The sequence below is a fragment of the Porcipelethomonas sp. genome (assembly GCF_051893655.1).
Classification (GTDB): Bacteria; Bacillota; Clostridia; order Oscillospirales; family Ruminococcaceae; genus Porcipelethomonas.
The window spans coordinates 1-11,124 of sequence record NZ_JBJFHN010000081.1; the positions used below are offsets into that span (position 1 = coordinate 1).

General features: G+C 36.3%; 11 protein-coding genes. 3 read left to right on the top strand and 8 right to left on the bottom strand.

What is annotated here, in order from left to right:
- Positions 1 to 63: 63 nt before the first annotated feature.
- Together ACI4WO_RS04805 and ACI4WO_RS04810 are read right to left on the bottom strand one after the other, a co-directional pair.
- Entirely contained in the window at positions 64 to 513 is a 450-nt protein-coding gene (locus ACI4WO_RS04805; RefSeq protein ID WP_439806424.1) for a GNAT family N-acetyltransferase, read from the bottom strand.
- Between the two features lie 329 nt (positions 514 to 842).
- A complete protein-coding gene (locus ACI4WO_RS04810) occupies positions 843 to 1,718 on the bottom strand; it encodes a prohibitin family protein (RefSeq protein ID WP_439806425.1) in 876 nt (291 codons plus the stop codon).
- A gap of 131 nt (positions 1,719 to 1,849) precedes the next feature.
- On the opposite strand from ACI4WO_RS04810, the gene ACI4WO_RS04815 reads away from it, so the two are divergent.
- On the top strand, positions 1,850 to 3,784 hold the full coding sequence (locus tag ACI4WO_RS04815; RefSeq protein WP_439806426.1) for a DUF2079 domain-containing protein: 1,935 nt from the start codon (positions 1,850 to 1,852) through the stop codon (positions 3,782 to 3,784).
- Positions 3,785 to 3,951: 167 nt separating this feature from the next.
- Entirely contained in the window at positions 3,952 to 5,400 is a 1,449-nt protein-coding gene (glgA, locus tag ACI4WO_RS04820) for a glycogen synthase GlgA (protein WP_439806427.1), read from the top strand.
- A 49-nt stretch (positions 5,401 to 5,449) separates the two neighbouring features.
- Here the strand turns inward: glgA and upp are convergent, their stop codons facing one another.
- The 6 genes from upp to ACI4WO_RS04850 form a co-directional block, all read right to left on the bottom strand.
- Complete coding sequence (gene upp / locus ACI4WO_RS04825) at positions 5,450 to 6,076, bottom strand: uracil phosphoribosyltransferase (RefSeq protein WP_439806428.1); 627 nt, start codon at positions 6,074 to 6,076, stop codon at positions 5,450 to 5,452.
- 17 nt (positions 6,077 to 6,093) lie between these two features.
- Positions 6,094 to 6,534, bottom strand: coding sequence for a ribose 5-phosphate isomerase B (gene rpiB / locus ACI4WO_RS04830; protein WP_439806429.1), 441 nt, complete (start codon positions 6,532 to 6,534; stop codon positions 6,094 to 6,096).
- 98 nt (positions 6,535 to 6,632) lie between these two features.
- Positions 6,633 to 7,313, bottom strand: coding sequence for a tRNA (adenosine(37)-N6)-threonylcarbamoyltransferase complex dimerization subunit type 1 TsaB (gene tsaB, locus ACI4WO_RS04835; protein ID WP_439806430.1), 681 nt, complete (start codon positions 7,311 to 7,313; stop codon positions 6,633 to 6,635).
- Positions 7,294 to 7,734 (bottom strand): tRNA (adenosine(37)-N6)-threonylcarbamoyltransferase complex ATPase subunit type 1 TsaE, encoded by a 441-nt coding sequence (gene tsaE, locus ACI4WO_RS04840; RefSeq protein ID WP_439806431.1) that lies wholly within the window; start codon positions 7,732 to 7,734, stop codon positions 7,294 to 7,296. The genes tsaB and tsaE overlap by 20 nt, the downstream gene beginning before the upstream one ends.
- Before the next feature lie 13 nt (positions 7,735 to 7,747).
- Positions 7,748 to 8,290 (bottom strand): hypothetical protein, encoded by a 543-nt coding sequence (locus ACI4WO_RS04845; RefSeq protein ID WP_439806432.1) that lies wholly within the window; start codon positions 8,288 to 8,290, stop codon positions 7,748 to 7,750.
- Positions 8,290 to 9,960: a formate--tetrahydrofolate ligase gene (locus ACI4WO_RS04850; protein WP_439806433.1), complete on the bottom strand. Its 1,671-nt coding sequence runs from the start codon at positions 9,958 to 9,960 to the stop codon at positions 8,290 to 8,292. Before ACI4WO_RS04850 ends, ACI4WO_RS04845 begins: the two co-directional genes overlap by 1 nt.
- Before the next feature lie 190 nt (positions 9,961 to 10,150).
- Here ACI4WO_RS04850 and ACI4WO_RS04855 point away from each other — a divergent pair.
- Positions 10,151 to 11,124 (top strand): leucine-rich repeat domain-containing protein (locus ACI4WO_RS04855; protein ID WP_439806434.1); only part of this gene is annotated, 974 nt, incomplete at its 3' end.

Genomic DNA, 11,124 nt, shown 5'->3' on the forward strand with positions numbered 1-11,124 from the left:
CAATAATTAAATAAATGATATTAATGTAATATAAAGCCCGGAAAGAATGTCTTTCCGGGTTTGTTATTTTTTCTCCATGAGATAATTAATTAAAGTTATTCCTTTTCTTTCAATTTTTTGCTCCCTTATAGTCATATATCTGCGCTTTTCAAAAAAAGGTTTTGCTGTAATGGAAGCATTAACAGTAATTATTTCTGAGTCAATATGATTTTCTAATTCATTGCAGATAGCAGTTGCTATGCCTTGATGCTGATAATCTTTATGGACATATAATCTGTCTAAATAGCCATTTCGGTCTATATCTCCAAATCCAACAATAATATCTTTTTTTACTGCAACAACTGTATAATGTTCTGAAAATGATTTGTTCCATTCAACTAAATCAACATTTCCCGTTGCCCATGCGTTCAGCTGTGTTTCCGTATAATCCTTGATATTAACAGAATGTACAGTATTATAAAATAGTTCTGCCAATGACTTACAATCTGATGGTTTATATTCTCTTATAATCATTATTTTTTCCCCGGAAATTATAAATTACTTATTTTAACATATTATAACAAATTACTGTTATATACGTCAAGTATCCTTGAAACTGGTGTTTATGTTAATAATTTTTTCATATTTTGTTGATAAAATATCTATTTTATTTTTTGAGAGTTTGTGATATAATTTTACTTGTAGAACAAAAGAAAAAAAGAAAAAACACTTTTGAACAAAGGAAGGAGCTGGAGAAATTCCGGCTTTTTTCTTTTTGTAACCACTATATATTTTTTAAAGAAGGTTAAATAAAAATTTAACGCTCTGCATGCTGAAAAATGCAGAGCGGTTTTATATATGTATTACTGATTATCACTTTCTGTGCTGTTGTTGTTTGTATTGCCTGAATCCGGCTCGTCAACAGACGCTCCTATGTATGAACTCACATCAAACATAGCTCCGGCATCAGAAGCAACCTTAGGAAGTTCGCCGTCCCACTTGTCAATAAATTCCATCATTATAATTTTATCCGTAAGCTGTGCATTTTTTAAGTTATAAGCTTCTGCTTCAGCCTTTGCTTTTTCAATAGTCTGTTCAGCTTCGACCTTGATTCTTGCCAGATCCTGTTCAGCCTTGAGTGCTTCCTGCTGGGCAGTCTGTTTAGCTTCTATAGCCTTGTTAAACTCTTCTGAAAAATCGAAATTCACTATATTGAATACTTCAATTGTCAGTCCGTAAGGATTTATCTTCTGAGAAATGGAATCCTCCATTTCAGAGGAAACAGTTTCACGATTTGTTATAAGCTGTTCAGCAGTATATTTTGCGGCAATTGATTTGACACATTCCTGAATTGCCGGATTGACTATTACATTTGTAAAATCAGTTCCGACATTTTTATAGATATCCGCTGACGCTGATTTATTAACTCTGTAGTTTATGGAGACCTTTGTGGATATTGTCTGAAGATCCTTAGAAGCCGCATTTGATTCAACTTCCGTTTTGAGTACTCTGTTATCGACCTGAACGACCTGTGTAATGAAAGGCACTTTAAAATGGATACCTTCTTCCAGTACTGTTGAAGAAACCTTGCCTAAGTTTACAACAACACCGGTATGTCCAGGGTCAACAATTGTAAAGCTGCTCAAACCCAGAATAAGCAGAGCCAGTATAATAACAACAGCTATTACAATTTTTTTCACCGGTTTGGAATTTACATTTACATAGTTTGTATTATTCATTTTAAATTCTCCTTTTAATATGTTATAAAAGATTATAGCATATATCAGTAAAAATGTCAAAGTACTTGACAATTTTTATTTAACTATGTTAAAATAAGTATATATTTTTTTAAATTGTGAAAGGAAAAATTATGGATAATAAAATTGAAAATCCCAGTTTGAGTGAACCTGAAGATTCAACTGACAATCTGGCAGAAGAAATTGTACCCGATTCTTCTCATCAGGATGAAATGATTAACAGTGCTGATGAGGAAGCGGCTGCTTTGGAAGAAACAGATGCTCAACCGGAGGAAGAACCGAAAACTCCTGTCTGGCAAATTGTAAAGGAATGGATTTGTCATAGAGGTTATGAGGAGAGTATAGTAAGAATCCTGATTGCATGGATCGCCATTGCTTTTTATGAAATGATAAAGGTGGAATATTCCTTTACAACATTTGAATTTTTCCCGGCAGTTAAAATTCCGGTTTATATTGCTCTGATTTTGGTGGTATTTGTCCTTCTGAGTATAATAAACCGACCAAAGCTTGATAAATGTCTTCTTATAGCGGTGACACTGGCGTATGGATCGTATGCTATAGCTCAGGATAACAGCTTTTACTTTACCATAGGCGGATGCGTAGTTATGGGAATAGTATGTACATATTGCGTTGGTTCATGGATTAAGGTAAGACTTAAAAAAGTTCCAACTATACTGATTGTAGCGTTATTAGGCATTATGTTCACACTGTTTACAGGAATTCTGACATCATTAAAGCATCTTCAGCACTGGTCTGCATGTTATGATTTCGGAATATTCTCACAGATGTATGAATATATGAAGGAAACAGGGCTTCCACTTACAACCTGTGAACGTGATAAACTGTTAAGTCATTTTGCTGTTCATTTTTCTCCTGTTTACTATTTGATTCTGCCGATTTATATTCTTTTCCCGACACCGGTTACATTGCTGATGTGTCAGGCGGCAGTAATTGCAAGCGGACTTATTCCTCTTTACCTTTTGTGCCGTAAATATAATCTTTCAAATCCGGCTATAGTACTTTTTTCAATATGTTATGTACTTCTACCGTCCATGTCAAACGGATGCTTCTTCTTTTTCCATGAAAACAAGTTCCTGACGCCTCTTATACTCTGGCTTGCCTATGCCCTTGAGAAAAACAAATGGCTGCCGGTTATTGTCTGCGCAATACTTGTAATGTCTGTAAAGGAAGACGCTCCGGTATATGTGGCAGTCCTCGGACTTTATTTTCTGCTGTCAAAGCGTGCACCTAAAAAGGGAATTTTCCTTATGGTTGTTGCAGTAATTTATTTCTTCACTGCTACATATTTTATTAATACTTATGGTGAAGGAACGCTTAATGACAGATTCAGTAATTTCTTCTATGACGGTTCAGACAGCTTTATAACAATTATCAAAGCAGTAATTCTCAATCCTATGTATACGCTTTATGAATGCTTTAATGAGGACAGAATAAAATTCTTCCTGCAAATGCTTGTACCTCTGGGCTTCATTCCGTTTATGATTAAAAAGCCGTCAAAATTAGTTCTTCTTATTCCGTTTATTATGTTTAATCTGATGGGTGATTATTCATATCTTCATGATATCGGCTTCCAGTATACTTATGGAAGTGCCGCATTCCTTTTCTATCTGATGGTGTTGAATTACTCAGAGCTGAAACCCGGATTCAGAAATAAGGCATTGGCAGTTGCTGTCGCTTCTTCAATATTTATGTTTATGGGAAATACCTATGGCAGACTGGATGGAATTGAATCCTATAAAAATGATAAAGAAACAATAGAAAAAATTGATAATGCTCTTGAGCTTATTCCTAAGGATTCATCTGTTGCAGTTACAACCTTCCTGCTTCCGGCACTTTATGATGTCCGTGAGATTTATGAATATGAAACAACATCACACAGAGATTCAGTAGAATATATTGTACTTGATTTAAGATATGGTTCTGATTCATATTCACCGGATGATTATGCTAATAATCCGAATTATGAAACAATAATTAATGAAAGCGGATGCGTTGCAATATTCAGAAATGTAACTGTTAATTCGTAATTTTGATAAAGTCTCTGAGAAAATTCTTGGAGACTTTTTTGTGTAGTTTACACAAATTTTTATAAAAATGCCATTAAATTTTTGATATTCTATTGACTGTTAAATAATATACTATTATAATATAAGTATAAACCTCAGCTGAATTTATGGGAGGAGGAAAAATTAATATGAAAAAAATTCTTTTTGCAGCTTCGGAGTGTGTTCCTTTTATTAAAACAGGAGGACTTGCTGATGTGGTTGGCGCACTGCCAAAAATGTTTAACAAAAACGAGTTTGATGTGAGGGTTATAATTCCCAGCTATACATGTATTCCGTGGGAGTTTCGCAGCAATTTCAAATATGTTCATCATTTTTATATGGATATGGGGCAGATGAATTTCCGTCCGCATGTTGGTATAATGCAGTATGAATACGATGGAATAACATATTATTTTGTTGACAATGAAGATTACTTCAAAAACGACAAACCGTATGGTTCCACATTGTATGATATTGAAAAATTTGTATTTTTCTCAAAGGCAGTGCTGGCAATTATGCCGGTAATCAACTTCAAACCTGATATTATTCATTGCCATGACTGGCAGACAGGTATGATTCCTGTTTTTCTCAGAACACTGTATAAGGACAATCCGTTTTACTGGGGAACAAAAACAGTAATGACTATTCATAATCTTAAATTCCAGGGTATATGGGATATTAAGACTTTTAAGAAATTCACAAATCTTCCGGATAGTATCTTTACTCCGGATAAGCTTGAATTCAAAAAAGATGCAAATATGCTAAAAGGCGGACTTGTTTATGCTGATTATATTACAACTGTAAGTAATACATATGCATACGAAATACAAACTCCGTATTATGGCGAGGGACTTGACGGACTTTTAAGAGCAAGACACCTGCAGCTTAGAGGTATTTTAAACGGAATTGATTATGATGTATATAATCCGGAAACTGATAATCAAATTTTTTACAATTATAATGTCAAAACGTTTAAAGCCAATAAGGCGAAAAATAAGCTGAAGCTTCAGGAAGAGCTTGGACTGCCGCAGGATAAAAATAAATTTATGATTGCCATTATTTCAAGACTGACTGATCAGAAAGGTCTTGATCTTGTAAACAACATGATTGAGCGTATTGCAGATGAAAACACACAATTTGTTGTACTGGGTACTGGTGATGCAAGATATGAAAATATTTTTAAGCATTTCCAGTGGAAATATCCCAACAGGGTTTCAGCAAATATCTATTTTTCAGATCAGCGTGCTCACAGAATTTATGCTGCTGCGGATGCTATGCTTGTTCCGTCAAGATTTGAACCATGCGGACTGACACAGCTTATTTCTCTGAGATATGGAACAGTTCCGATCGTAAGGGAAACAGGCGGTCTGAAGGATACAGTTGTACCGTATAATGAATTTGAGAATTATGGAACTGGTTTTTCATTTACTAATTACAATGCAAATGATATGCTTTATGTTATCAACTATGCAAAATCTGTATATTTTGACCATAGAGACAGCTGGGATAAAATTATAAAACGAGGCATGGAAGCAGATTTTTCATGGAAGAGTTCCGCATTGCAGTATGAAGGCATGTATAAATGGCTAATACAGTAAAATAAGAAATCCCCGATATTAACTATCGGGGATTTTCATATTATTTGATTTACTTAGTACCGAAAATTCTGTCTCCGGCATCGCCCATACCAGGTACGATATACTTGTTTTCATTAAGACCTTTATCTTTAACTCCACAGTAAATATCAACATCCGGATGCTCTGCCATTACTTTTTCAATACCTTCCGGAGAAGCAATAATACACATAAATTTAATGTTTTTAACTCCTGCTTTTTTCAGCTCATGGATAGCATAAACCGCTGTATTACCTGTAGCAAGCATTGGATCTACAACAATAACATCTCTTTCAGAAACATCTTCAGGGAGCTTGCAGTAATACTGCACCGCATTCTGTTCATTATCTCTGAAAATACCAATATGCCCGATTTTAGCAGCCGGTACAAGATTTGTAACACCGTCAAGCATGCCAAGACCTGCACGTAAAATAGGTACAAAAGCAAGTTTTCTTCCAGAAATGATTTTTGTTTTGGCAATGGCTACAGGAGTAGCAATTTCAACCTCTTTTAAAGGCAGATCTCTTGTTGCTTCATAGCATATAAGCATTGCAGTTTCAGATACAAGTTCTCTGAATTCCTTAACACCTGTATTTTTATCTCTCATTAAAGAAATTTTGTGCTGGATAAGCGGATGTTCAATTACATGTAATCCTGCCATAATTAGTCCTCCTAATATTATTTATTATTATTTTCTATTTCGGTTATCAGATCAATTCTTCTTTGATGACGACCGCCCTCAAATTCAGTGGTTAAAAACACATCTACAAGTTCCATAGCACTTCCCATTCCGATTGTTCTGGCACCAAGACATAAAACATTGGAATTGTTATGCAAACGAGTATATTTAGCAGTATAATAATCTGAACACAGAGCAGCACGAATTCCATGAACTTTATTTGCGGCAATTGACATGCCTGCTCCAGTACCGCATATTAATATACCTAAATCACATTTTTTATTTAAAATATTGTCTGCAACTTCCTTTGCAATTACCGGATAGTCACAGGATTCACCATTGCAGCCGATATCAAGCAGTTCGTAACCTTTTTCAGTTAAATGCTTAATAATTTCTTTTTTAAGTTCATAACCTGCATGGTCACAGCCAATTGCTATCATAAAAATCTCCAATCTCCGACATTAACAGCCGGAATGTTTATTAATAACCTTAAAATATAATATAACAAAATAAATTATATCATATTTTTTTCATAAAATCAACTGCGGCCGGAATTAATTAAATCTTTTTCTGCCTTTACCAGTTGAAGATAGCTTGCCTCTATTTCATCAGGAGACTGAGGAGTGTGATTAAGTGCCGCAAGACAAATACCGCTTCCACTTTGAAATCTTAATTGAACAGGGGACAAAGAGTAATTTTTATTACTGAATTCACTGATAAAATTTTCTGCTCCGTCACCGGTAATAATAACCTTTCCGTTAAGTCCGGATAAAATACTGTCAAGCTCTGAAACAGAAATTATCTCGTCATTCCGGCATCTTTCGAGTACGCCTTTGTTACCCCTGAACAGGGAAGTGTATACCAGATTTTTTCTTGCAGTCATAACCGGGCAGATATATCCGTCACAGCTTAGATTATAAGCCAGTCCTTCAAGAGATGAAATTCCAAAACAGGGAATATCAAGAGCAAAAGCCATTGCTTTTACAGCGGCTACGCCTATTCTTATTCCAGTGTATGAACCCGGACCGGAAGATACTGCTATACCGGTCAACTGTGAAATTTCCCTGTCACAGTCACTCAGCAGTTTTTTTGCAATTGGAAGAATAACCTGTGAGTGAGTTTTTGAGGTGTATACAGAATACTGTCCGAGCATAATACCGTCTTCATAAAGTGCTGCAGAAGCTGTTTTCCCTGATGTTTCAATTCCAAGCAGTGTCAAATCGTTCATCTCCCTTAACAGTTATTTTTCTTGTATTATCATCAATTCTTTCAATATTTATAAAAATTGAATTTTCCGGAAGTTCTTCAGCAATATTTTCAGACCATTCAACTGCAAATATACTTTCCTGTGCAGGATAATCGTAAAATCCTGTAGTTTCCAGATCGTCTGCACTCATAATACGATACATATCAAAATGATAGAGACTAATATTTGCGCCGTGATATTCATTTACAAGAGAAAATGTAGGCGATGTCACATTGTCTTCAAGTCCAAGTCCCATAGCAAGTCCACGGGTGAAAGTAGTTTTTCCCGCACCCAGACCTCCGGTGTATGCTATGACATCACCTTTTTTAAGAAGTGAACCGATCCTTTTAGCAAATTCAATTGTTTCTTCAGCACTGTGAGTAATTTTTTCCATTGCAGACCGTCCTTTAAAATATGCTTTTTACTTTAATATCAACATTATTGTCAATAATATATGCCGTCCATTTATCATCACCGGAATTTTTATAAATGTAGCATTCCAGCGGCTCTGATTCTCCGTTTCTGATGCTGGTGTAATATCTGGAAGAGCCGTATTTTTTAGGGTTTAAACTTTCATAGTCTTCAGGCTCATATTCAGTGCATTCAGAAATAAAACTTTCACAGTTTTCAATTCCTGTGATCCATACTTTCAGCCAGGAGGCGTCATTTTGCAATTCAGCATCTGAAATATAGGCATTTTCCGGAACAGTAATTCCGGTTTCATTTTCCAGAATTTCCATTTCACTTTCAGTGAAGTGAGTTTTAGAAACAGAATCTGATTTTTTACCGGCGAAAATGCATAAATGCAGAATCATATATATCAAAGTAAGAATAACAAATATAATAACAAGAATTTTAAATTTTTTCCAGTTGTTTTCCTGAGGATTTTCCGGTTCTTCCTTCATGCTTTGTTCATCGGCATTTATTTTTTCTATATCAGTATCAGTCATCAGAAAAGACCTGTAATATTTCCGTCTTTGTCGCAGTCAATATTCATAGCTGCTGGTTTTTTAGGAAGTCCCGGCATTGTCATGACATTGCCTGTCAGAGCAACGACAAATCCGGCACCTGCGGACAATTTTAGTTCACGTACTGTGATTTTAAAGTTTTCAGGTTTTCCGAGCTTTGCCGGATCGTCAGACAATGAATACTGTGTTTTTGCAACGCATACCGGAATATTGTCAAACCCGAGATTTTTAATTTCCTTTAAATCTTTTAAAGCCTGTGCCGTGAAAACAACGCCGTCAGCACGGTAAATTTCCCTGGCAATAATATCAAGTTTTTCTTCAATAGTAAGTTTTTCATCATAAAGAGGTTTAAAATCGGAAGTTCCGGCTTCAATTGTTTCGCAGATTTTCTGAGCCAGATCTATACCGCCTTCTCCGCCTTTGGTGAAGATTTCAGCCATAGAAACCTTAGCACCTTTTTCATGACAGAAGTCTTCAATAATTTTTATTTCTGCGTCAGTATCAGTATAGAAGCGGTTAACAGCGACAACGACAGGAACTCCGAACTTTTTCATATTTTCAATATGAACTCCCAGATTCACTATACCCTTTTTAAGTGCCTCAGTATTTTCAGTCTGCAAATCAGTTTTTGGAACGCCGCCGTTATATTTAAGTGCCCTTACTGTTGCAACTAAAACCACACAGTCAGGTTTAAGTCCTGCGAAACGGCATTTGATATCAAAGAACTTTTCAGCGCCCAGATCAGAACCGAATCCGGCTTCTGTAATGCAGTAGTCACCGAGCTTTAAAGCAAGTTTTGTAGCTCTTACGGAGTTGCATCCATGAGCAATATTGGCAAAAGGACCGCCGTGGATAAGTGCCGGAGTATGTTCCAGAGTCTGGACAAGGTTTGGCTTTAAAGCGTCCTTAAGAAGAGCAGTCATAGCACCCTGAATATTAAGATCTCCTGCATAAACAGGTTCGCCTGAATAATTGTATCCGATAAGAATTCTGCTTATTCTGTTTTTGAGGTCTTCAAGGTCAGATGCCAGACAGAGAATAGCCATAATTTCGGAAGCGACAGTAATCTGGAAACCGTCCTCTCTTGGGATTCCGTTTACCTTGCCGCCCATACCGATTACAATATTTCTGAGTGCACGGTCATTCATATCAAGACATCTTTTGAAAAGGATTCTTCTCTGGTCAATGCCTAATTCATTGCCCTGCTGCATGTGATTGTCGATTGCAGCACAGAGGAGATTGTTTGCAGCAGTAATAGCGTGCATATCACCTGTGAAGTGCAGATTTATATCCTCCATAGGAACGACCTGAGAATATCCGCCGCCTGCGGCTCCGCCTTTAATGCCGAAAACAGGACCGAGAGAAGGTTCTCTTAAAGCGAGGACAGCTTTTTTGCCTATTCTGTTCATTGCCTGTGCAAGGCCTACGCTTACAGTAGTTTTTCCTTCACCGGCAGGAGTAGGGTTAATGGCAGTAACTAAAATCAGCTTGCCGTTTTCCTTGTTTTCAAGTTTTTTGTAAAGCTGTTCCGACAGCTTAGCTTTGTAGTGTCCGTATAATTCAACGTCCTCAGGAGCGACTCCCATTTCCTGAGCAATTTCCATTATAGGTTTCATTTGTGCATTCTGAGCAATTTCGATATCACTTAACATTCCAGTAAATTATCATTCCGGCTGACCGGCAATGATTCTCCTTTCATAAAATATAAATAATTATAACATCTTATCAGTTAAATTGCAAGTATCACAGGCATTACTTTCAGGTTTTAGGAGTAACTATTGACAGAATTGTTTATTAGTGGTAAAATATAAAACATAAAATCATAGAAAGGACGGCGATTTTTTGAAGGTTGCTAAAAAGTTTTTAAGCATAGCTACAGCACTATTATGCGGCGTAAGTGCTTTCGCAGGGGTACAAACTCTGACTGTTAATGCTAGTATATCCAGCGAAAAAATGCCGTATGGAGATTATCTTTACTACAGGCAGGTCGATGAGGACGAGGATGGAACATATGATTATGTTAGAATCTCCGGTTGTCATTCATCTGCCGTATCAATTGAAATTCCATCAGAAATCGACGGCTTGCCTGTGACGAGTATAGGTGATAAGGCATTTTACAGCTGTATAAATCTTGAAAGCATAACTATCCCCGATAGCGTTACAAGTATAGGAAGTAATGCATTTTACTACTGTATAAGCCTTTCAAGCATAACCATTCCAGACAGTGTTACAAGTATAGGAGAAAGTGCATTTTACTCTTGTGACAGCCTTACAAGTGTAACTATACCCGATAGCGTAACGAGTATAGGAAAATATGCATTTGAAGACTGTACAAGCCTTGAAAGCATAACAATTGGCAACGGTGTGACGAGTATAGGAGATTATGTATTTAAAGCCACACCATGGCTTGAGGCAAAGCAGGCAGAAAACCCATTGGTAATTGTCAATAACATACTTATTGACGGAACAACATGCAGCGGAGATGTCGTTATTCCCGACAGCGTGACGAGTATAGGACATTATGCATTTGACTCTTGTGACAGCCTTACAAGTGTAACTATACCCGGTAGTGTGACGAGCATAGAAGGTTCTGCATTTTCTTTTTGTACAAGCCTTGAAAGCATAACAATTCCAGGCAGCGTAACGAATATAGGACATTATGCATTTTTTTATTGTGATAACCTTGAAAGCATTACAATAGAAAATCCTGAATGTGAAATCTATGATGACATCAATACAATAATCAATTTTATGGATTATAATTTTAATTATTATTTTAATGGCATAATTTATGGCTATGAAAACTCAACAGCTCA